Source organism: uncultured Stenotrophomonas sp., from assembly GCF_945952405.1.
Lineage (GTDB): Bacteria > Pseudomonadota > Gammaproteobacteria > Xanthomonadales > Xanthomonadaceae > Stenotrophomonas.
The window spans coordinates 192634-212765 of sequence record NZ_CAMFIA010000005.1 but is presented as its reverse complement, the minus strand read 5'-3'; the positions used below and the strand labels follow the sequence as shown (position 1 = coordinate 212765).

Annotated in this window: 22 protein-coding genes; 9 read left to right on the top strand and 13 right to left on the bottom strand. The window is 64.7% G+C overall.

The genetic code is table 11. From position 1 onward, the window contains the following. Positions 1–36: 36 nt before the first annotated feature. The 3 genes from Q0P60_RS07505 to yedA all read right to left on the bottom strand — a co-directional run bounded on the left by Q0P60_RS07505 (position 37) and on the right by yedA (position 2865). Complete coding sequence (locus Q0P60_RS07505; protein ID WP_294990456.1) at positions 37–933, bottom strand: hypothetical protein; 897 nt, start codon at positions 931–933, stop codon at positions 37–39. 130 nt (positions 934–1063) lie between these two features. Continuing rightward, positions 1064–1963, bottom strand: a complete 900-nt coding sequence (rarD, locus tag Q0P60_RS07500) for an EamA family transporter RarD (protein ID WP_294990453.1) — start codon at positions 1961–1963, stop codon at positions 1064–1066. Further along, positions 1960–2865, bottom strand: a complete 906-nt coding sequence (gene yedA / locus Q0P60_RS07495; RefSeq protein WP_294990450.1) for a drug/metabolite exporter YedA — start codon at positions 2863–2865, stop codon at positions 1960–1962. The genes rarD and yedA overlap by 4 nt, the downstream gene beginning before the upstream one ends. Before the next feature lie 224 nt (positions 2866–3089). On the opposite strand from yedA, the gene Q0P60_RS07490 reads away from it, so the two are divergent. Together Q0P60_RS07490 and Q0P60_RS07485 are read left to right on the top strand one after the other, a co-directional pair. Continuing rightward, on the top strand, positions 3090–4424 hold the full coding sequence (locus Q0P60_RS07490; protein WP_043035190.1) for an MFS transporter: 1335 nt from the start codon (positions 3090–3092) through the stop codon (positions 4422–4424). 67 nt (positions 4425–4491) lie between these two features. After that, positions 4492–4791: a hypothetical protein gene (locus Q0P60_RS07485; protein WP_294990620.1), complete on the top strand. Its 300-nt coding sequence runs from the start codon at positions 4492–4494 to the stop codon at positions 4789–4791. Between the two features lie 74 nt (positions 4792–4865). Here Q0P60_RS07485 and Q0P60_RS07480 read toward each other — a convergent pair whose 3' ends face one another. The 4 genes from Q0P60_RS07480 to Q0P60_RS07465 form a co-directional block, all read right to left on the bottom strand. Beyond that, positions 4866–6518, bottom strand: a complete 1653-nt coding sequence (locus Q0P60_RS07480) for a M28 family metallopeptidase (RefSeq protein ID WP_294990617.1) — start codon at positions 6516–6518, stop codon at positions 4866–4868. Positions 6519–6666: 148 nt separating this feature from the next. Beyond that, positions 6667–7599: an MBL fold metallo-hydrolase gene (locus Q0P60_RS07475; protein WP_294990446.1), complete on the bottom strand. Its 933-nt coding sequence runs from the start codon at positions 7597–7599 to the stop codon at positions 6667–6669. A gap of 122 nt (positions 7600–7721) precedes the next feature. Next, positions 7722–8024 (bottom strand): hypothetical protein, encoded by a 303-nt coding sequence (locus Q0P60_RS07470; RefSeq protein WP_294990443.1) that lies wholly within the window; start codon positions 8022–8024, stop codon positions 7722–7724. Between the two features lie 137 nt (positions 8025–8161). Further along, positions 8162–9454 carry a tryptophan--tRNA ligase gene (locus Q0P60_RS07465; protein ID WP_294990439.1) on the bottom strand — a complete coding sequence of 431 codons (1293 nt, stop codon included), beginning with the start codon at positions 9452–9454 and terminating at the stop codon, positions 8162–8164. A gap of 108 nt (positions 9455–9562) precedes the next feature. Here Q0P60_RS07465 and Q0P60_RS07460 point away from each other — a divergent pair, with 108 nt between their 5' ends. Further along, positions 9563–10354, top strand: a complete 792-nt coding sequence (locus tag Q0P60_RS07460) for a hypothetical protein (protein WP_294990437.1) — start codon at positions 9563–9565, stop codon at positions 10352–10354. A 69-nt stretch (positions 10355–10423) separates the two neighbouring features. Here Q0P60_RS07460 and Q0P60_RS07455 read toward each other — a convergent pair whose 3' ends face one another. The 3 genes from Q0P60_RS07455 to rocF all read right to left on the bottom strand — a co-directional run bounded on the left by Q0P60_RS07455 (position 10424) and on the right by rocF (position 12069). Further along, entirely contained in the window at positions 10424–10645 is a 222-nt protein-coding gene (locus Q0P60_RS07455) for a CsbD family protein (RefSeq protein ID WP_294990434.1), read from the bottom strand. A 203-nt stretch (positions 10646–10848) separates the two neighbouring features. Beyond that, positions 10849–10986 carry an entericidin A/B family lipoprotein gene (locus Q0P60_RS07450; protein ID WP_008266021.1) on the bottom strand — a complete coding sequence of 46 codons (138 nt, stop codon included), beginning with the start codon at positions 10984–10986 and terminating at the stop codon, positions 10849–10851. Between the two features lie 162 nt (positions 10987–11148). Further along, positions 11149–12069 carry an arginase gene (gene rocF / locus Q0P60_RS07445; protein WP_294990428.1) on the bottom strand — a complete coding sequence of 307 codons (921 nt, stop codon included), beginning with the start codon at positions 12067–12069 and terminating at the stop codon, positions 11149–11151. A 132-nt stretch (positions 12070–12201) separates the two neighbouring features. On the opposite strand from rocF, the gene Q0P60_RS07440 reads away from it, so the two are divergent. The 3 genes from Q0P60_RS07440 to Q0P60_RS07430 all read left to right on the top strand — a co-directional run bounded on the left by Q0P60_RS07440 (position 12202) and on the right by Q0P60_RS07430 (position 14450). Then, complete coding sequence (locus Q0P60_RS07440) at positions 12202–12549, top strand: hypothetical protein (RefSeq protein ID WP_294990426.1); 348 nt, start codon at positions 12202–12204, stop codon at positions 12547–12549. Between the two features lie 119 nt (positions 12550–12668). Further along, a complete protein-coding gene (locus Q0P60_RS07435; protein ID WP_294990423.1) occupies positions 12669–13529 on the top strand; it encodes an OST-HTH/LOTUS domain-containing protein in 861 nt (286 codons plus the stop codon). Between the two features lie 255 nt (positions 13530–13784). Next, on the top strand, positions 13785–14450 hold the full coding sequence (locus Q0P60_RS07430; protein ID WP_294990419.1) for an SOS response-associated peptidase: 666 nt from the start codon (positions 13785–13787) through the stop codon (positions 14448–14450). 18 nt (positions 14451–14468) lie between these two features. Here Q0P60_RS07430 and Q0P60_RS07425 read toward each other — a convergent pair whose 3' ends face one another. Then, positions 14469–14876: a hypothetical protein gene (locus Q0P60_RS07425; RefSeq protein WP_294990416.1), complete on the bottom strand. Its 408-nt coding sequence runs from the start codon at positions 14874–14876 to the stop codon at positions 14469–14471. Between the two features lie 766 nt (positions 14877–15642). Between Q0P60_RS07425 and Q0P60_RS07420 the strand changes: the two genes are divergently transcribed. From Q0P60_RS07420 to Q0P60_RS07410, 3 genes are all read left to right on the top strand, one after another. Then, positions 15643–15873: a DUF4160 domain-containing protein gene (locus Q0P60_RS07420; protein WP_235650803.1), complete on the top strand. Its 231-nt coding sequence runs from the start codon at positions 15643–15645 to the stop codon at positions 15871–15873. Continuing rightward, complete coding sequence (locus Q0P60_RS07415) at positions 15870–16343, top strand: helix-turn-helix transcriptional regulator (protein WP_235650802.1); 474 nt, start codon at positions 15870–15872, stop codon at positions 16341–16343. The genes Q0P60_RS07420 and Q0P60_RS07415 overlap by 4 nt, the downstream gene beginning before the upstream one ends. Positions 16344–16506: 163 nt before the next feature. Further along, positions 16507–17310 (top strand): hypothetical protein, encoded by an 804-nt coding sequence (locus Q0P60_RS07410; protein ID WP_294990408.1) that lies wholly within the window; start codon positions 16507–16509, stop codon positions 17308–17310. A 41-nt stretch (positions 17311–17351) separates the two neighbouring features. Here the strand turns inward: Q0P60_RS07410 and Q0P60_RS07405 are convergent, their stop codons facing one another. Together Q0P60_RS07405 and Q0P60_RS07400 are read right to left on the bottom strand one after the other, a co-directional pair. Continuing rightward, entirely contained in the window at positions 17352–18362 is a 1011-nt protein-coding gene (locus Q0P60_RS07405; protein ID WP_294990405.1) for a phage portal protein, read from the bottom strand. Further along, the gene (locus Q0P60_RS07400; RefSeq protein ID WP_294990402.1) at positions 18362–20119 is read right to left on the bottom strand and encodes a terminase ATPase subunit family protein; all 1758 of its coding nucleotides are present in this window, start codon (positions 20117–20119) and stop codon (positions 18362–18364) included. Before Q0P60_RS07400 ends, Q0P60_RS07405 begins: the two co-directional genes overlap by 1 nt. Between the last annotated feature and the right edge of the window lie 13 nt (positions 20120–20132).

Genomic DNA, 20132 nt, shown 5'->3' with positions numbered 1-20132 from the left:
GACCCCAGCCGGGAAGCGTCAGCGCTTGCTGGCGCACTATTTTGCGCTGATAGCACACTCCGGCGTGCCGGTGGGTTGGGTACAGGTGAACGTAATGTTCTTGTAGCTCGACGGTGGCGGCATCGTCCCGATCAACGGCACACCCGCCCAGCCCGCACGTTCAGCGAAGGCATCGGCGAACCAGCGATCAAAAGACGAGTATTCGTAGCGGGAACCAAACTCATAGCGGACGAAGTCCGCTGCCGAGTGCTGAATTCGACTGGAGTCGATGTCGTACGCCTCCACGAACGACCAGCGGCGGCTCGCGTAGTCGAAGTGGTAAATCGCGTGAATGGCCCAATTATGCTCGAATGCGAGCAGCGCCGCGACCGGATACCCCCGCTCACGGATCACCTGCAGCTGCAGCAGGCGCCCGTCGGAGTCACTGGTATCGAGAAACCCGAAACCACCGTGCCGCTGCAGAAAGCGCAGCACGGTTTCATTCGCCTCGCTCTGACGTGGATGCAGCGCGGAAAGATGGTGGCCCTTGATGAACTGGCCTTCGCCGGCGCGCAGCCCATGGTCCGAGCCCGGCGCATAGAGCTTTACGTCCAACAGGGTCTGCTCGACGCCCTCGCCTGGCCGATAGTGCTCGACCAGCGACAGGAACTGCCGCTCGACCCAGTCTTCGGCATCGAACCGCGTCGCCACCGGCGTGCCCGAGGAGGTTTCAACGGTATAGCCGGTGATGTAGGGAAGATCGATGTCGTACACATAGTGGACACCGTTGCCGAGACCGAGCGCGGTCTGGCGCATCTCATCGGCCGTGCAGAAGTAGCAGCTGTGGGCAATCGGATCGTCCGCATCCAGCGCTCGCGGCGTGGCCTGTACGGCAAACGGAAGGCCCAGCAGAACCAGCAACCACGGTACAGCCACCTTGGGAACTTCCTTCATTGCGATCTCTCCGTTTCAGATCGCAAAGGGGAACAGACCCATGTTCCGCTGGAAATCAAATTTGTCCGAAATCACAACCGGGGTCAGATCCCTTCGTGCAGCGAAGGGATCCGATCCCGGCCGGAAGGCCTCAGCGCTTGCTGGCGCGCATCGTGCGGATGTTGTCGCCGACAAACAGGATCAGGCCGGCCCAGATCGCGGCAAAGCCGATCGCCTTGGCGGTGTCGAACGCTTCGTGGAAGAAGAACACGCCCAGCAGCAGCTGCAGGCTCGGCGCGATGTACTGCAGGATGCCGACCAGCGACAACGGGATACGCTTCACGCCGTAGGCGAAGCCGATCAGCGGTACGGCCGTGATCGCACCACCGAAGATCAGCAGCAGGTCGTTGCGCCAGCCCCAGCCGTGGAAGAACGCGCCGCCATGGCCATTCTCGGCCCAGACCGCAAAGGCCAGCGCCGGCAGGAACAGGTACATGCTCTCCACGCCCAGGCCGGCCACCGGATCCACCGACACCAGCTTGCGCAGCAGCCCATACAGGCCGAACGAGCAGGCCAGGCCCAGCGCGATCCACGGCGGCGTTCCGGCATCGAGGGTGAGCCAGGCCACGCCGATCGCCGCCATCGCCACCGCCACCCACTGCAGCCGGCGCAGGCGCTCTTTCAGCACCAGAACGCCCAGCAGCACGTTCACCAGCGGGTTGATGAAGTAGCCCAGGCTGGTTTCGATGACGTGCCCGGCATTGATCGCCCAGATGTACAGGCCCCAGTTGAAGGCGATGGTCAGGCTCGACACCAGCAGGATCGGCAGCGCGCGCGGCTGTGCCGCGATCTTCTGCCACCAGCCCAGGCGCGAACTGATCAGCAGCCAGCCCAGCACCAGCACGGTGCTCCAGATGATGCGGTGGGCAATGATCTGGAACGAGGGCACCTCGTTCAGCAGGTGCCAGTACACCGGCACCAGCCCCCAGATCACGAAGGTGGAGGCGGTGACCAGCAGGCCCCGGCGTTGTTCTTTCTCGTCCATGCTCATTTCTTTCGCGTCCTTGCCATCGTCAACACCACCACACCCAACAGGATCACCACCATCGCCAGCAGGTCGCGCCAGCCGAAACGTTCACCGTTGAGCAGTGCGCCCAGCAGCACCGCGATCACCGGATTCACGTACGCATAGCTGCCCGCCAGCGCCGGGCGCACGTTCTGCAGCAGCCACACGTAGGCGGTGAAGGCGACGATGGACCCGAACACGCACAGGTAGGCCATCGCCAGCAGGCCGCCGGTATCGGGCAAGGTGGTCGGGCGCTCGCCCACCGCCAGGCCGATCAGTACCAGCAGCACGCCGCCGCAGATCATCTGCCCGGCCGCGGTCATGAACGGGCCCGGCAGGTCCAGCCCGCGGGCCCACACCGAACCGAAGGCCCAGCCGACCGGTGCGATCAGCAGCAGCACCAGCCCCGTTGGCGAGGCCGTCAGGCTGCTGCCGGCGTTGAGCCAGACCACGCCAAGGAAACCGATGGCGATGCCCAGCCACTCGCCACGGCTGGCGTGCTGGCCGCGCAGCGCCGAAAACAGCGCCATCCACAGCGGCACCGACGCCACGGCGGTGGCGGCCAGGCCCGAGGACACCTCACGCTCGGCCAGCACCACCATGCCGTTGCCCAGCACCAGCATGGTCACGCCCATCAGCCCCAGGTTGCGCCACTGCCGCAGGGTCGGCATCGGCATCTTCCAGAACAGGCGCAGCGCCGCGAACATCACGCCGCCGGCAATGATGAACCGGCTGCCGGACACCATCGTCAGCGGCAGCGCACCGCCGTGCAGGGCCTTGGCAATGCCCAGGTAGGTCGAGCCCCAGACCACGTAGACCAGCAGCAATGCCAGCGCGACGAGGCCACCCCGGGGGGCAGCCGCAGACGAAGGGGGGGAAGCCGACATGACACACCAGGGAGCCGGGGGAACGCGGATTCTAGGACGTTTTGAGTATGGTCCGTGACCCCGTACGGTGGCACGCTGTCATCCATCCATGCACCCTGCTCTGGTCTGCTACCCCGTGTTGACGGCCGATGCAGTACCAAGAGGGCTGCCCGGTCGCGCCGCCCCGATGGCCGGGCGCCGTTTTCCCTGCGCACGGACGCGCCGCATCGAGGATTCCCACCCAGATGAGCACCACGTCCCAACCTGCTGTTCCCGCCAACGACCGCGCGGCCCTGCGCCGGTCGATCTCCAATACCCTCAAAGGCTCCGCCGGCAACCTGGTGGAGTGGTATGACGTCTACGTGTACTCGGTGTTCGCCGTGTACTTCGAATCGCAGTTCTTCTCGCCCGATGACAAGAACTCGACGATGTACGTCTGGGCGATCTTCGCCGCGACCTTCCTGATGCGCCCGATCGGTGCCTGGTTCTTCGGCCGCTTCGCTGACCGCCACGGTCGCCGCCTGGCGCTGACCGTCTCGGTCACGCTGATGGCGCTGTGTTCATTCCTGATCGCGATCACCCCCACCGCCGCCAGCATCGGCATCTGGGCAGCGGTGATCCTGCTGTTCGCACGCCTGCTGCAGGGCTTCGCCACCGGCGGCGAGTACGGTGCCAGCGCCACCTACATGTCCGAGGCCGCCATTCCCGGCCGCCGCGGCTTCCTATCCTCGTTCCACTACGTCACCCTGGTCGGCGGCCATGTGCTGGCCCAGCTGACCCTGTTGCTGATGCTGACCTTCTGGGGCAAGCCGGAGATCTCCGAGTGGGGCTGGCGCATTGCCTTCGGGATCGGTGGCATCGCGGCGGTCGTGGTGTTCTGGCTGCGCCGTGGCATGGACGAGTCGCTGTCGGAGTCGTCGATCGAAGCCGCGCGCGAAGGCAAGGCACAGAAGTCCGGCTCGATGTACGAGCTGTTCGTGCACCAGTGGCGGCCGCTGCTGCTGTGCTTCCTGATCACCGCCGGTGGCACCGTGGCCTTCTACACCTATTCGGTGAACGGCCCGAAGATGATCCAGAGCGCCTTCGCTGGCAACGACCCGATGACCGGCACCCTGATCAACCTGGGCGTGCTGGCCTTCCTGATGGTGCTGCAGCCGGTCGGTGGCTGGCTGTCGGACATCATCGGCCGCAAGACCCTGCTGGTGTTCTTCGGCGTGGGCGGCGTGCTGTACAGCTGGTACCTGATCACCCAGCTGCCGCACCAGCATGACGCGACCCTGGCCTTCCTGACCCTGGCACTGGCCTTCGTCATCCTCACCGGCTACACCTCGATCAATGCGGTGGTGAAGGCCGAACTGTTCCCGACCCACGTGCGTGCACTGGGCGTGGGCCTGGGCTACGCGCTGGCCAATTCGCTGTTCGGCGGCACCGCACCGCTGCTGTACCAGGGCGCCCTGAAGACCGGTCACGTCGACTGGTTCGCCATCTACGTGACCGCGACGATCGCGGTATCGTTGGTGGTCTATGTGTTCTTCCTCACCAACAAGGGCCCGAACTGGCTCGACGGCACCCGCAAGTAAGCGTGCCGTACTGATCGCGGCCACCGGTGCACTGCCGGTGGCCGCTGCGCCTGCCGCCCCGCCACTGATGTGGATCGCGGCGACGCTGGCGGCAGCCACCGCACTGGCCTGGCTGCTGCGCCGCCCCAACGCGCAGGCATCGTGGCCGCGCATCGGTTTCGGGGTCGCCCTGCTGGTGTTCTGCGCTGCATTGGCCCTGCAGCTGGCGGTCGACCTGGGCAGCGGCCACAGTTCGCTGCAGCTGCGCCTGCATCGTGGCATCAATGCAGGCTCACCGGTTGACCTGCGCACGATGGTCGCGTGCTATCTGGCCGCGCTGGTGGCTGCCGGCTGGGGCGCATGGATCCTGCTGCGCCGGCGCAGGTAGTGCCGGCCGCTGGCCGGCAACCTCATCAACCTTCGGAAAGCGTGCGGCGTTGCCGGCCAGCGGCCGGCCCCCCCTCAACGGCGCGCGGCTTCGCTCTTGTCGCGCGCGCCGCGGAATTCGGATGCCTTTTCCCACGTCGGCCAGCGGCGGCTGTTGGCCAGCTCTGCGCCCAGGTCGTAGACCAGCAGGGTGTCGGCGGCGTGGCCGCTGGGGTCCCAGCCCGGGGTCCAGGCATCGCAGGCCTGGTGGTAGCAGTCGGCGAAGTACTTCTCACGCAGCGCGCGGCCGGCTTCCACGCCACCGTCCAGCTTGTCCAGGCCCGGGCCGATGGTGATCGCCGGCACGCCAAGGCGGGCGAAGGCGAAGTGGTCGGCACGGTAGAAGAAGCCGGCCTCCAGGTTCGGGTCGGGGCTGTAGCTGCGGCCGCGGGCCTTGGCCACGCGCTCCAGGTCGCCTTCCAGCGACACCCGGCCCTTGCCCCAGGAAGCGATGTCACGGGTCGGGCCATCCGGGCTGAACATCTCGATGTTCAGCACCGCGGCGGTCTTGTCCAGCGGCGCCAGCGGATGCGCGGCGTAGTAGCTGGCTCCCAGCAGGCCCTTCTCTTCCGCGGTCAGCGCCACGAAGTACAGCGTGCGCTGCGGCTGCGGGCCAGCGGCGAACACCCGGCCGAGTTCCAGCACGGTGGCCACGCCGGTGGCGTTGTCGATCGCGCCGCGGCGGATGCGGTCACCCTTGGCGTCGGGCTGGCCGATACCGAACGCATCCCAGTGCGCGGAGAAGATCACCGCCTCGTCGCCATGCTCGCCACCGGGCAGCTTGGCCACCACATTGCGGGTCACCACCTGCTCACGCTTGAGTGCGAAATCCACGCTCAGCGTTGCGTTGTCCAGCGCCACCGGGCGGAAATCGGCACGCATCGCCTTGCGCTTTTCAGCCTCGAAGTCGAGGCCAGCATCGGCGAAGATCGCCTCGGCCAGCTCGCGCTGCATCCAGCCACGCAGCGGCGTGTGCTGGGCCATGGCTTCGGCCTGGCTGCGTTCGATATCGAACAGCGGCGAGGTGCCCGAGCTCTTCACCGTGGCCCAGCCGTAGGCTGCCGGTGCGGTCTCGTGCACGATCAGCACGCCTTCGGCGCCGCGCCGTGCGGCTTCCTCGAACTTGTAGGTCCAGCGGCCGTAGTAGGTCACTGCCTTGCCGTCGAACGCACCCGGGGCATCGGCTTCGAAGTCGGCATCGTTGATCAGCACTACGGCGATCTTGCCGTGCAGATCCACATCCTTGTAGTCGTTCCATTGGCGTTCCGGCGCGTCGATGCCGTAGCCGACGAACACCAGCGGCGCGTTGCGGATCTGCACGCGCTTGCGCGGCTGCAGGCTCTGCAGGGTCACGTCGACACCGTTGGCCAGCGCGCGGCTGCCCTTCTTCAACGACAGGCTGGCCTTGGCCGGGCCGTCCAGCTGCGCGCGCACCAGCGGCACCGGCTGCACCCAGCTGCCGTCCACGCCGCCCGGCTGCAGGCCGTAGCTGCGGAACTGCTCGATCAGGTACTGCACCGTGCGTTCCTCACCCTCGGTGGCCGGCGCGCGACCCTCGAATTCATCCGATGCCAGCACGCGCACATGGCGCGACAGTGCCTGCGGATCGATGCCGCCGCCGGGCAGGTCGTTGGCCGCCTGGGCCAGGCCACCGACGAACAGGCAGGACGACAGCAGCAACACGCGCATCGGATTCACGGCAATACCACGGCTAGCTTGGAAGTCACCAGAGTGTAACGTGCCGGTGGCATCGCGGCGCAGCCTGGGCCATGTCATCCACGCAGGGCGTGGATCTACCCATGGCACAACGGATTCCTGCCGCCAGGGCGCGTGCAGGTCAGCGCGATGCGCGGTCGAGCCAGCAGGCCAGTCCCTGCGCGTTGAGCTCGATGTCCATCGCCAGCACCGCAGTCACCGCCGCCTGGTCCAGCAGGCAGCCATGCTGCTGCGCGCGTTCCAGGTACAGTGCCTGCAGCGCGGCCAGCAGGCAGCGGTGGCGGTCCGGCCGGCCATCGCACTGGCGGCCGATGGTTGCCATCGCATCGATCTGCTCGAACAGGTCGTCGGCCAGCTTCTGCACCTGTTCCACCCGGCCGTAGTGGGTCAGGTACATCGCCTGCGGTGCATGGCCCAGCAGGCGCCGGATCGACGCCTTCATCGCCTCCGGATCGAACTGCACCGGCGACGACGTGGGGAAGATGAAGGGCCCCTGTGCGCTGTCCAGCTCGCGATAGGAGATGCCGAAGGTATCTCCGGTGAACCAGCTGCGGCTGCGGGCATCCCATACGCAGTAGTGGTGCAGAGCGTGACCGGGCGTGTGCAGCAGCAACAGTTCGCGGCCGGCCAGATCAATGCGATGGCCATCTTCAGCCACCACCACGCGGTGTTCCGGGATCGCCTCGATGCGGCCGTAGCTGCGCGCGATCTCGTCGGCGCCGTACACAGCGGTGGCACCGGCAATCAATCGGGTCGGGTCGATCATGTGCGGCGCACCGCGCGGATGCAGCACGGCCCTGGCGTTCGGCAGCTGCTGCATCAGCAGGCCTGCACCGCCGGCATGGTCCAGGTGCACATGGGTCAGCAGCAGCCAGTCCACCGCCTCCACGCCCAGGCCGGCATCGGCCAGCGCCTGCAGCATCGCCGGCACCGACAGTCCGGTGCCGCAGTCGACGAACGCGGCGCGGCCGTTCTCAACGATCAGGTAAGCCGCATCGAACGCGGGCCGCTGGAAGCCGGTATCGATGGTGTGGATGCTGGGGTCGGCGGTCATCGGCACGCACCTGGCGGGATCGGGAACAGACGACCATGGTAGGCGCGCAGGCAGGCCCGGTTCGATGCGGCTTTGGTCGGGTACGGCATTCTGTAGTGCCGGCCGCTGGCCGGCATTACCGATCAGCCGCGGCGCAATGCGAACCGCGGCCGCAGCAGCAGGGCCAGCACCAGCACCGCCAGGAATGCGCCATAGGCATACAGCACCGCCAGCACCTGCGGCCAGATCGGGCCGGCGCCGGGCTGCACCACGCCGATGCGATAGCCCCACAACATCGACAGGATGCTCAGGGCGAAGGCCAGCACCAGGGTGATGCCATCGAACAGGTGCCGCCGCGCGTTGCGCGGCTGGCGTGGGAACAGCCAGTACAGGCTGCCCAGCAGCAGGAACCAGGGCAGGAACAGCAGCAGCGACAACCAGGCCATCGCAGACTCCATGTCATCACGCCGGCGGCGCGCGGACATCATGCCATGGGTGACGCGCGCGGGTAGTTCCGGCCGCTGGCCGGCATTCCCAAGGACAGGGGTAGCGTGCAGTTGCCGGCCAGCGGCCGGCACTACCCTCATGCTTCGCGCAGTACCGCCAGCGCCGCCAGCACCGCGTCCACCCCGGCTTCCAGCTTGAACAACTCGCTCTGCAGCGCGTCGCCCTGCTCGGCCTGCTTGATCACCGCGATCAGCTGGCCGGCATCGCGCGGCGAATCGAAGCCTGCGCTCTGGATCAGCAGGGTGCCGTCGCCGGCGGTCAGCTTGAAGTAGAAGCGGCCATCCTTCTCGCGGTACTGCTTGAACTGCGGCGGCGCCACGCGTGCCAGACCGGCATCTTCGCTGGCGATGTCGCCGGCGCTGGACAGGTCGCGCAGGCCCACCGCATGGCGCAGCTCTTCCAGCAGCGGCGCCGCCAGCTGCTCGCGCAGCTGCTGGCCGCGGCGCTTGAGCAGCGCTTCGATCTTCTCCGGCTCGGCCATCAGCGCGTTGTAGCGCTCGCGCAGCGGTGCCAGTTCGCTGTCGATGCGTTCGAACAACTGCTGCTTGGCATCGCCCCAGCTGATGCCGGCGGCGAACGCCTTGGCGAATTCAGCGGTCTGTTCCGGGCTGGCGAACGCCTGGTACATCTGGAACAGCGCCGAACCCTCGGTGTCCTTCGGTTCGCCCGGTGCGCGCGAATCGGTCAGGATCGAGAACACCAGCTTCTTCAGCTCATCGCGCGGCACGAACAGCGGAATGGTGTTGTGGTAGCTCTTGCTCATCTTGCGGCCATCGAGGCCGGCCAGCGTCGCCACCTGCTCGTCGATCACCACGTCCGGCAGCGGGAAGTACTCCTTGCCATAGACGTGGTTGAAGCGCTGGGCGAAGTCGCGCGCCATCTCGATGTGCTGGATCTGGTCGCGGCCCACCGGCACCTGGTTGGCCTTGAAGATCAGGATGTCGGCCGCCATCAGCACCGGGTACATGAACAGGCCGGCGCTGACGCCCGCATCCTCGTCCACGCCTTCCTCGCGGTTCTTGTCCACCGCCGCCTTGTAGGCGTGGGCGCGGTTGAGGATGCCCTTGCTGGCAATGGCGGTCAGGAACCACATCAGCTCGGTGGTCTCGCGGATGTCGCTCTGCCGGTAGAACCACACATGTTCCGGGTCCAGGCCGCAGGCCAGCCAGCTGGCCGCGATCTCCAGGGTCGCGCGCTGGGTGCGCTGCGGGTCCTGGGACTTGATCAGGCTGTGCAGGTCGGCCAGGAAGAAGAAGCTCTCGATCCCCGGTGCGCGGCTGGCCGCGATCGCCGGACGGATGGCGCCAACGTAGTTGCCCAGATGGGGCGTGCCGGAAGGGGTGATGCCGGTAAGGACTCGGGTCGTCATGACTGCGTGGGGAAACCTTCGATGAACGGGGCCAGTTTACCGTGCCAGCGGCCAACCCCGTCAGGGCCCACGACGCGTTCATTCACGCAACCCCGCTGGAGACGCCCGATGAAACGCCTGCTGCCCCTGCTGCTGATCCTGCCCCTGGCCGGCTTCCGCCCGGCCCCGCCGCCGCCAGCCTATGAGGCGGGCCCCGTGCGGATGACCCTGGTCGACCGCGACCGCGGCACCGAACTGCGCAGCTACCCCGCCGAGGGCCAGCGCTGGGTGGCCGGCGAACGCGGCCATCGCTACGCCGTGCGCCTGTACAACGACAGCCCGCGCCGGGTGCTGGTGGTGCTGTCGGTGGATGGCATCAACGCCATTTCCGGCGAAGATGCCGATCCCGCGCAGACCGGCTACGTGCTCAACCCCGGCCAGCGCGCCGACATCACCGGCTGGCGCAAGAGCCAGGACGAAGTGGCGCAATTCGTGTTCAGCAGCCCCGGCAGCAGCTATGCCAGTCGCACCGGCCGTGCGGACAACATCGGCGTGGTCGGCGTTGCGGTGTTCGAGGAAGCGCGTCGCTGGTACCCGCAGCCGATCCTGCGCCGCGGCCTGCCGGCACCGGCACCGGCGGCTGAAGCCGCCGCCGATGCAAGCGCCAGCCGCATCGAGGGCTACGCCGGCAAGGCACAGGCGCCCGCGCTGGGCACCGGCCACGGCGCTCGCGAACAGTCTTCGGTCCGCGATACCGACTTCGAACGGGCCAGCCGCAGCCCCACCCAGGTGCTGCAGCTGCGCTACGACAGCGCCCGCAACCTGCGCGCGCGCGGCATCCTGCTGGATTCGCCCTCGCGCCTGCCACGCGAACCGCAGGCGTTCCCCAACCGCTACGTGCCGGATCCGCCGGCGCGCTGACCCTCCGCACAGCACGACGCCCGCAACCTCACGGTGCGGGCGTCGTGCTGCAGGGGCAAACCCAGTGGCTTACTTGTAGTCCGGGTAGTCCTTGCGCACGCTGTCCTCGAAATCGCGGACTTCCTTCTCGGCGCGGTCCTTGGCCCAGCCATAACGTTCCTGCAGGCGGCCCGCCAGGTACTGGGCATTGCCTTCGGCCACATCGAAATCGTCGTTGGTCAGATCGCCCCACTTGGCCTGGGCCTTGCCCTTCAGCTGCGACCACTTGCCGGAAATGATGTCTTTGTTCATTGCTGGGAGTCCTTGGTTGCAACGGCGTTCTTACCGTGGCTCCAGCTTCGCGCAGCCGCTGTTGAATGCCGGTCAACCGGCCATGAAAACGCTGCTCACCTGCTTGAATGGTTCACTCCGCTTCGACAGCCGCACGGCGCACAGCGCCGACGAAAAAGGCCGGGGATATCCCCGGCCTTTCCGCTTTCCGTACCGTGCAGGGCTCAACGACCCTTGGCGGTATCCTCGACCTTCTCGCCCGCCTTCTGCACGTCCTTGCCGGCACCGGCAATGGTGTTGCAACCGGCCAGCAGGGCCACCGAGAACATCGACAACAGCATCAGGGCAACTACGCGCTTCATGGGCTTCTCCTTGGGTTTGCCGCTACACCGCTTCATTCGCGGATGGGATTGTTTCGCTCGGCGGGAGAAGGCCAACGCCCACTGCCGCCGCGTGAAGTGCAATCTGGCGGCAAACGCGTGGAGCGGGTGTGAACGGATCAGCGATCCGTTCAGGACAGGACGTCAGTCGCGCATCAGCGTGGACTTGCCGAACAGGCTTTCGACCAGGTCCACGGCCAGCTCGGCGGTAGCATTCTGCTTGTCCAGCAAGGGGTTGAGCTCGACGATGTCCAGCGAGCCCATGCGTCCGGTGTCGGCGATCATCTCCATCACCAGCTGCGCCTCGCGGTAGTTCACCCCGCCCGGCACGGTGGTGCCCACGCCCGGGGCGATGCTCGGGTCGAGGAAGTCCACATCGAAGCTGACATGCAGGTGGGTGTTGTCGTCGATGCCAGCCAGTGCCGCTTCCACCGCGCGCTTCATGCCGTTCTCGTCGATGTAGCGCATGTCGTAGACATCGACCTTGTGGGTCTTGATCAGGCGCTTCTCTTCCGGGTCCACCGAGCGGATGCCGATCTGGTGCATCTGCGCCGGGGTAATCGCCGGTGCACTGCCACCGAGCCGGGTCAACGCATCCGGGCCAAGCCCGCACAGGCAGGCCACCGGCATGCCGTGGATGTTGCCCGAGGGGGTGACATCGCTGGTATTGAAGTCCGAGTGCGCATCCAGCCACAGCACGCGCAGGGTCTTGCCCTGCTCGCGGCACCAGCGCGCAACGGCGGTGATCGAGCCGATGCCCAGGCAGTGGTCGCCGCCCAGCATGATCGGCATGCGCCCCGCCTGCAGTTCGGCATAGCTGGCTTCCATCAGCGCGTGGTTCCACGCCACCACTTCATCCAGGTGCCGGTAGCCGTGCACGGGTGCGGTCCACGGGTTGCGCGGGCCATCCAGGTTGCCCAGGTCGCGCACGTCCACGCCGCGCGCTTCCAGTGCCTCCGGCAGGCCCGCCACGCGCAGTGCTTCCGGCCCCAGCCGTGCACCGCGATGGCCCGCACCGACATCGGTGGGAACGCCGATCAGGGATACGGAGATGGGATGGGCCATGGGTGCCTCCTGCGCTGGGGAAAAAGAAGCACAGTCTAGCCAGAGGTGTGTGACACCACTCGCGGCGGTGCAGCAGGGCGGCCACATGGCATGATGCCGCACCGACCCTGGCGTCCTGCATGGAAGATTGCGATGTCACCCTTCATCAACACGGCCTGGCCGCGTTTTTTCACCCTGGCCCTGCCGATTGCCGCTTTCGCGCTCTGGTTGAACGCCTCAGCCGATCCATCGCCACACGAATGGCTGATCCGGCTGGCCCGCCTGTTGGCACCGTTCTCGCTCCTGGTGTTCCTTGGACTGGGTTGGCAACGCGTGCGAAAGGCGCATGCCCAGTACCCGATCCTGAAAAGCGAGCCGCAGCGTGTGCTGGTGGCCTTGATCGGCAACGTGAAGCTGGCCGCGCTGTGGTTCGGCCTGACCCTGTTTGCGGTGTTCGCGCTGCTGTTGGCCTGGGTTCTGCTGCAACGCGCTGCCGGCTGAGCGTGCGGGTTGCGGTCAGAGAATCGGAGCAGTCGTTCCGGGCGGATAGAGCCCGTTCTGGGCTGTAGTTGATAACCGTTCGCGCTCGAATGGCTGCGCGCTTTCTCGCTGAGTATCCGATGACTGCTTCCAGTACCCCCGACATCACAGATCTGAACCACGAGGTACAACGGCAGCTCGGTCGATGCCTCATACGCCTGCAGCAGTATGAAAGAGTGCTGAAAGCCACAATTGCCATGCAAGAGCTTTCTGGCACCTTAGAATCGCTGCCGCATGCACTGGACGCCCGTCATACCGAGGTTGACGGCAAGACACTGGGCACGCTGGTCGGTCGTCTGATGACCGCCTACATCGTGAAGGATGGAAGCAAACCTTTGGATGACCTGCCGAATCATCAGGTTGGCTCGACGTGGATGAGTGTCCGGATTCAGCAAAGCTTGCCCGAAACGGCCTACCAGATCCTCGCCGATGATCTCAGTACGCTGGTGAAACTGCGAAACGCACTCGTGCATCATTTCATCGATCTTCACGATCTGCGAAGCGTCGAGGGATGCCTACGCGCGCAAAAAGAACTCAGCCGCTCATATGCGGAGATCGACCGTCACTTCGAACACCTCTGCAACTTCGCCGGAGAGATGGACAACGTAAGAAGGCGCATTTCGGAGGTCATTCAATCGCCTCGGTTCCAGGAACTGGTGAGTGATGGCGTCACACCCAACGGCAAGATTCACTGGCCCAGTGCTGAAATTGTCGGAGCGCTTCGGGAAGCTCTCCAGGCACTTTCGATCGATGGCTGGGTGAAGCTTGGAGCTGCCGAGCGCTGGCTGTCAGAGCATCGACCGGACCAGACCCCCAAGAGTTATGGCTGTTCCCGCTGGCGGCATGTCGTCCACGCATCAGGGCAGTTCGAGCTGCGCCGCTTCACGCGCGATGGTCGAGCCGAAGTCTGGTTCCGGGAACGACCCAACTCAGGCAGCTGAAGGGGGAGTGGGTCTTCTGGTAAAGGATGGTGCCGCTTATCCGAATCGAACGGATGACCTACTGTTTACAAGATAGTTGGAGTAATCAGTAGATTCATGCACTTATGCGCTGTTTTTTTCCCGGTGCGGGTTCGTGGAACGCTTGCGGTTCCTGGGTGCATGGTTGAATTTTCCCGGTGCCATAAGGCGCTGCGCCCCCACCTGCAGGCCGGCTTACACGCTCTACCCACGGCGGCAACGGCTAGGCTGTGCGCCATGTGCGGCCGCTTCGTCCAACGCCCTATCCTCGACTTCGGCCTGCCGTCGCTGGTCGACCTCGCGCCGGCGTTGGCCGAGATCCCTCCCAGCTACAACCTGGCGCCCACACAACGGGCGTCGGTCATCCTCGATCGGGGAACAGGCCGGCAGGTGTCCCGGCTCGCATGGGGCCTGCTGCCGTCCTGGGCGAAGGCCAAGAGCCTGCAGGGATCTACCTTCAATGCGCGGATCGAGACGGTGACCACCAAGAACGCCTTTCGAGCCGCCTTCAAGAGGCGTAGGTGCCTAGTCCCGATGGCCGGCTACTACGAGTGGTCGATCAGCGACGTGGACGGAAAGAAGGACCCATGGTTCATCCACGCCGACGGTCCTCTATGGGCTGCAGGACTGTGGGAGGACACAAGCCCTTTGCTGGCCGACGACAACCTGGGCACCTTCACCATCATCACCGGCGACAGTAGCGGCGTGTCGGCCGATATCCACGACCGAATGCCTGTCTGGATCCACCCTGGCCAGCTCGATGCGTGGCTCACGGCCGAGGCGGACGACGCGATGGCCATGCTCCTTGCGTCCAAGGTGCCCGCCATGGAGGCGTATCGCGTCAGCCGAGCCGTCAACACCCCGCGCAACAACAGCGAGCAGCTCCTGCAGCCGGTCGCTTAAACCGACGCCGGCGTCCCACTACTCCCAGCCAAATGGGGGCGGGATGTGTGCTCTGGCCAACCTGTTCGCCCTCACCGCCTCCCGGTATGCGGTGATCTTGGCCACGTCCTCTCGCAGGCGGGCCTCATGCCTGGCCACCCACATCTCGGCGCCGGCGCGACCCTGCTCATAGCTGGTGCACCAGCGGAACGGCCCGCCGGGGCCATGCCGGTGCCGGTCGAGACTGGCGATCCAGATCCCGTCGTTCACCCGTTGCATCAGTACGGCCACCCACACGCCGCTGCAGGCGATGACCGTGGGGGCATCGTCGGGGAGGCTGGCAGAGCGCGTCGTCCAGTAGAAGTCGGGGGGCAGCGGCATGGCGGGGAGGATACGGCTGACCGTCGCAAAGGCTGCGACAAGGGAGCGGGCTGCAGGCGTGCGCATGTGCGGCGGTGGGGATGCTGATGGCCCCCTTACGCGCGATAAGGTGGAATTTTTCAGGTGACCACGGGAAAGAGGTAATAAAGGTAACCACCCTGCAAAGAGCGCCCCATTCACCTTTAAAAACAATGATTTATATTGAATTTATCAAGGTAACAATAGGGTAACCTCTGAGTAATCCCATTACCTTCTTCAGAGGTAACATTGGCGGGGAAAAATTTCCTTATGAATCAATGACATTACTTTGTAGGGATCGAAAAATTACCTCAGATCACCTCGAAAGGTAACCATGATTTTTCCTTTTATATCAGTCACTTATAGCCCGTTTGGCTGCGCGTGTTACCTGGTTACCTCGTTCCCGTGGTCACCTGAAAAATTGGCCCCGCCCGAAGGTGGCCATAGGAGGCCACAGGGCGCCACGCAGACACCCCCTGCCGCGCAGGGAACCGCAGGGCGGACCGGTGCCAGCGAAGCCCGGAGAACGCCATACAGGGCCGGGGCTGGGCCGCGCTGCAGGCAGTGCAGAAAAAGCACCCTATGAAGTGCGCAGGCGTGGCGGGGAGACGAGTGCGCGCGCAGGGTCTCACGCGGCGGCACCGTACGGATATTGGGATAGGCGTACGCATAGGGGCACTCGGCTAGACCGCGCCACACGTGTCTCTCGTCTTTGGGCATAGCTGCGTTCCCTGGTGCGAACAGGTGCCAGCTCTCGCCGGGCAACAACGGTGCAATGGTTGCACTAGTGCAATGGTTGCACTACACTATGCCCATGCCGACGATCAAACGCTTCCCGGACTGCGCCATCACGATGTACGCGGCAGATCATCAACCGCCGCACTTCCACGTGCGGATGCGTGACGGCCGCGAAGCGCTGATCATCATCGGGACCCTTGAGGTACTGTCCGGTTCGGTCAAGGAACGCGAACTAACCGAAGCCCTCGCATGGGCCGTCGTGAACCTCCAAACCCTCACCGCCAAGTGGCAAGAGTTGAACCCATGAACCAGCCCCAATTTGTGATCCAAGACGTTGCCGCCGTGGCGCCGGCTCGCCTCGGCCTGCAGTTCGGTGATGGCTTTGCTGCCGTTGTCGACCTCACCGAGGCCATCATCAAGCACCCCTCGCTTGCGCGGCTTGCCGACCCGAGTGTCTTCCGAGCGGTTGCACCTGATGAATGGAATCGCGGTGTCATCTTTGCCGATGACGACGATCTGACCCTGGCCAGCGACAACCTACGGGCCATGGCAGTCGAGCAGGCGGGTGAACACTCGCACCAGCAGGTAGTCGCCTGGATGCATCACCACGGCCTGTCGCTGGACGCAGCTGCAGAGGCGCTCGGGATCAGCCGCCGCATGCTGGCCTACTACCGCAGCGGCGAGCGCCCCATTCCCAAGACAGTCGGACTGGCGATGCTGGGCTGGGAGGCTTTGGAGAGCGGGCAAACGCTGGACGCCTACGACAAGGTCGCTTAACTGAGAAGGCACTCTCACGCGGGAACAACGAAGGCCGCATTCCGGTGGACCTCCATAGTCCATCCGGGCTGCGGCCTTCATGCTATTCGCGGCTGGGCGCCACCGACTGCAACTGGCTCACCTTGAATAAGGTAGCCATGCTCTGTATCGAAGGAGATTTCAAATGGACCTGCTGCGGCAAGCCATTCGGCGAGAGATAGCACGCGAACAAGAAAACGCGGCCGAAGCGCTGCCGCAACACGCCGACTCGCCTTCGCCAAGAGGGCACGGCAAGCAATCGGTGATGCTGATCGCATCCGATGCACTAGCGTTTGTCGAGGCCGCCCGCGAAGGACTCCCCCATGGCGACTACGCTAGGACTGAGCGCGTCGCAGTCTCAGGGGCATTGCTCGCCTATGGTCTGGATATTGCCTGGTCAATATGCCATCTGCTGCGAACGGAGCCGGAGCGCACGCATATCGTCGCGCTCACGCTCTGGCGTCCACTGGTAGAGACCTGGTTGCGTGCTGTTTTCTTTGCCATCGAAGCAACCGACGAAGAACTGACGGCATTCAGGACGCGGGATGAACTGCCGAAAAGGGCATGGCCCAGTAAGCCCCAGCAGCTTCACGACATTAAAACAGGCCTTATCGCCAAGCTGGTCTCATCCGCCATTTGCCCCGAGGCTCCCGAACTAATTCAGGGCCTCGCCGATGAGCTGACTGACTGGCATGGGTTCGTGCACGGCGGCGAGATTGTCGTGACGCTCTTCGACAACGATGGTTCCTTCCGTTCACAGGTCGGCCCGGACCACATGGGCTTAAAAGTTCAGCGCGTGGCCGTCATGGCGTTTCTGATCGGTATAACGGGCCTCATACTTTCGGCCCAGCATCGCCCGAGGGAAGAACTGGAACCAACCGCAGCCAAGCTCCACGGAATGATCACCGCTTTTCAGAGCCGCTGGCAGGCATTCACCAACTCACACTGACGATCATCGGCTCACCAACGGGAGCCGTGGCGGCATAGTATTCAAGCGGCCGTCCCCAGCTCGAAGGGGTTGAAGCGGATTACCTCATCGCCCAGCCATTCATTGATCGCGGTCAGCCGCGTCTGCAGTGGTGACAGTTCCATCGCAGTCCACACGGTCGCTGCCTCGCGGATCGAGCCAAAGCCACCACTGTTCTGCGGCACGATGCCCAGCAGCTGCGGCGGCGTGCGCAGGGAGGCCAGCATGTCGTCACGGGTCACGCTCTTGATGCCGGTAAATTCATCCTTCGCCGCAACCTCGCTGACGGGAATCAGCTTTAGGCCATCCTTGCTACCGCCCGGCGAGTGCAGGAACAGGTTGCGAAAATTGCCCGGCCCGCGCGACTCGCGCAGCGCGTTTCGAATGCCGTCCACATCGTCCTTCTCGGTCAGGGAGTCGGTCAGGTAAAGAATGAACCCGGCATGCGAGCCGTTGTTGTAATACTTCCGGCGAAACAGCGTCGCCGATTCGTTCAGCAGGGCCGATTGAACAGCCGGCATCCATTCCGGCAGCCCATAAATTTCCTGGTCAACATCTGCCTCCCGGAGCTGGAACACATCGCCGCGAGCAAACTCATGTTCGATCTTTCCGGCGCGGATCTGGAAGAACTCGCCCGGTTCCACGCCTCGGCGCACATACTTGGCCAGCGGCACCGCCAGGGAGTGATTGACGCCGGACATAGCGCGGCGGCGCTCGACATAGGCCATGCCGAAGGTGATGTAGTCCAACGCCAGCTGTGCGAACGCCTCACGGCTCAGCAGCTTGTGGGGCTTGAACGTGCTCACCAGCATGTTGCGCTTGAACGTCAGTCCGCTGTGCAGATAGGGGTTAGCGCGGGTGGTGCGGGACAGCCCATGCAGATCCACCGGCGGTTCGAAATAGCGCCCGTTGCGCCAGCATTCGAGGTAGTCGAGGATGCCGCGAGAGTCCAGCACGGGCGTGGGGTCGCCGAAGGTGAACGCCTCAACGCCGGCAGGGGCGGTCACGGTAGTGCCCTGATCGGGGTCAGTCATCAGCAAATCTCCATGGTGCTGCGCGCAGCGGTGCCGCCTTCCAGCGGTTCATTTTGCAGCGCGTGCATGAGTGCCCACGCCAGATCGGCGTGGCCTGTGGTGCGCGAACGCCCGGCCATGTAGGTGACCTGGCGCCCGCTCGGGGTGATGGTTTTCTGGATCGCCAGCAGCGACTGTGTGAGGTCAGTCCAGCCTGCGTCGTATTCCAGACGCTCGTTCTTGATGACATCGAACGCCTTCAACACCAGCCGGGTCTTCACCTCGGGGGAGTAGTTGAAGATCGTCACGCCAGGGAAGAACTGGCGCACCAGCTGGGCCACGCCGGTGCCCATGCCAGTTGCGTCGATGCCGATATAGGTCACCCAATACCGCAGGGTGATCTGCTGAATGAAAGCGGCCTGTGCCGCGAAGTCCATGCCCTTGAACTGGTGGCGTTCCAGCACGCGGAACTTGCCACCGGGCACCAGCGGCGGAGCCACCACCACAATGCCGGCGCTATCGCCTGTCTCGGCCGGGTCATACCCGATCCACACCGCGCGGTCGCCGTAGGGGCGAATGGCAAGCGGTTTGAAGTCGTCGGCCCAATCCACCCAGCTATCGACCTGGCACGGCTGTAGCATCGTGAGCGGGAAGATGCTGGCGCTGTCGTCCACGAACTCGCACATCAGCAGATTGGCGAATTCCTCGGCGCTGTAGTCGCGGCGCAGCTCCTCGATATCGAACAGGTCGCAGCCCCGGCCAGCCGCATCGAGCACAGTCACGATCTGGCGCCACATGGCGTCTTCACAGCGACGCCCGCCCATCAGCCGCGCGTGGCTCACATCCATCTGGATCTGCTGGGACACCGAACGTCCCTTGTTGAAACGCTCGCCCGTCCAGAAGTCGAACGCTTCATGCGCCATGGTGGATGGCGTGCTGAAGTACGTCTTGCGCCACTTCTTGTGCATCGCCATGCCACTGGCGACCTTGTTCAGCTGGTTAAAACCATGGGTCCAGAAGAATTCGTCGAAGTAGAAGTTGCCGTGGTAGCCCTGAGCGGTGCGGGCATTGGTCCCGAGGAAGAACAGCTCGGCACCGTTGGCCAGGGTGATCGGATCGCCAGTCAAATCACGGTCCAGCACCTCACGCACAAAGCCGCGCATGTAGCCCAAGAAGATATGGGCCTGACTCTTTGAAGCGCTGAGAAAAATCTGATTGCGGCCGGTGGTCAGCGCATCGATCAGCGCCTCGCGCGCGAAGTAGTAGGTGGCGCCGATCTGGCGGGATTTCAGGATCACCCGCGTGCGTTCGTTGCCCGCCCGGTACCAATCACGCTGGTAGTCGAAACACCCATCCACAAACGCCGTTTGCAGGCGTTCGATCTCTTCCTCGCTGAATTCGTTCTTGCGCGCCTTCTTCTTCGGAGCCGCGTTGCGGTTGGCCACCGCCGGATTCAGGTCGGCCTCATTCCCGCCCCCCTGGTAGCGCTGGATGCGGGCCTGGCGCTCAAGCTGGCGGTGCAGCAGGTCGATCTCTTTGAAGTCGCCGCCGGTCTTCCCTTCCTTGTGAATCAGGATCGCCAAGCGGGCTTCCAGTGCGCCGCCAATGCGCTCCACGGCGTCGGCGCGGTCCCATTCGTCGCGCGCCTTCCAGCTATGGATCGTCTTCTCTTTCTCGCCGATCAGGCTGGCGATATCGCACACGCGCCAGCCCATCCAGTACAGGAACTTGGCTTGGCGTCGTGGATCGACGTGGAGTTTTTCGGCTACGCTGGTCACGTGAACAGGTTGC

Coding starts and splice junctions, on each gene's coding strand:
- Q0P60_RS07505 (WP_294990456.1), bottom strand. CDS start 933: ATGAAGGAAGTTCCCAAGGTGGCTGTACCGTGGTTGCTGGTTCTGCTG.
- rarD (WP_294990453.1), bottom strand. CDS start 1,963: ATGAGCATGGACGAGAAAGAACAACGCCGGGGCCTGCTGGTCACCGCC.
- yedA (WP_294990450.1), bottom strand. CDS start 2,865: ATGTCGGCTTCCCCCCCTTCGTCTGCGGCTGCCCCCCGGGGTGGCCTC.
- Q0P60_RS07490 (WP_043035190.1), top strand. CDS start 3,090: ATGAGCACCACGTCCCAACCTGCTGTTCCCGCCAACGACCGCGCGGCC.
- Q0P60_RS07485 (WP_294990620.1), top strand. CDS start 4,492: ATGTGGATCGCGGCGACGCTGGCGGCAGCCACCGCACTGGCCTGGCTG.
- Q0P60_RS07480 (WP_294990617.1), bottom strand. CDS start 6,518: ATGCGCGTGTTGCTGCTGTCGTCCTGCCTGTTCGTCGGTGGCCTGGCC.
- Q0P60_RS07475 (WP_294990446.1), bottom strand. CDS start 7,599: ATGACCGCCGACCCCAGCATCCACACCATCGATACCGGCTTCCAGCGG.
- Q0P60_RS07470 (WP_294990443.1), bottom strand. CDS start 8,024: ATGGCCTGGTTGTCGCTGCTGCTGTTCCTGCCCTGGTTCCTGCTGCTG.
- Q0P60_RS07465 (WP_294990439.1), bottom strand. CDS start 9,454: ATGACGACCCGAGTCCTTACCGGCATCACCCCTTCCGGCACGCCCCAT.
- Q0P60_RS07460 (WP_294990437.1), top strand. CDS start 9,563: ATGAAACGCCTGCTGCCCCTGCTGCTGATCCTGCCCCTGGCCGGCTTC.
- Q0P60_RS07455 (WP_294990434.1), bottom strand. CDS start 10,645: ATGAACAAAGACATCATTTCCGGCAAGTGGTCGCAGCTGAAGGGCAAG.
- Q0P60_RS07450 (WP_008266021.1), bottom strand. CDS start 10,986: ATGAAGCGCGTAGTTGCCCTGATGCTGTTGTCGATGTTCTCGGTGGCC.
- rocF (WP_294990428.1), bottom strand. CDS start 12,069: ATGGCCCATCCCATCTCCGTATCCCTGATCGGCGTTCCCACCGATGTC.
- Q0P60_RS07440 (WP_294990426.1), top strand. CDS start 12,202: ATGTCACCCTTCATCAACACGGCCTGGCCGCGTTTTTTCACCCTGGCC.
- Q0P60_RS07435 (WP_294990423.1), top strand. CDS start 12,669: ATGACTGCTTCCAGTACCCCCGACATCACAGATCTGAACCACGAGGTA.
- Q0P60_RS07430 (WP_294990419.1), top strand. CDS start 13,785: ATGTGCGGCCGCTTCGTCCAACGCCCTATCCTCGACTTCGGCCTGCCG.
- Q0P60_RS07425 (WP_294990416.1), bottom strand. CDS start 14,876: ATGCGCACGCCTGCAGCCCGCTCCCTTGTCGCAGCCTTTGCGACGGTC.
- Q0P60_RS07420 (WP_235650803.1), top strand. CDS start 15,643: ATGCCGACGATCAAACGCTTCCCGGACTGCGCCATCACGATGTACGCG.
- Q0P60_RS07415 (WP_235650802.1), top strand. CDS start 15,870: ATGAACCAGCCCCAATTTGTGATCCAAGACGTTGCCGCCGTGGCGCCG.
- Q0P60_RS07410 (WP_294990408.1), top strand. CDS start 16,507: ATGGACCTGCTGCGGCAAGCCATTCGGCGAGAGATAGCACGCGAACAA.
- Q0P60_RS07405 (WP_294990405.1), bottom strand. CDS start 18,362: ATGACTGACCCCGATCAGGGCACTACCGTGACCGCCCCTGCCGGCGTT.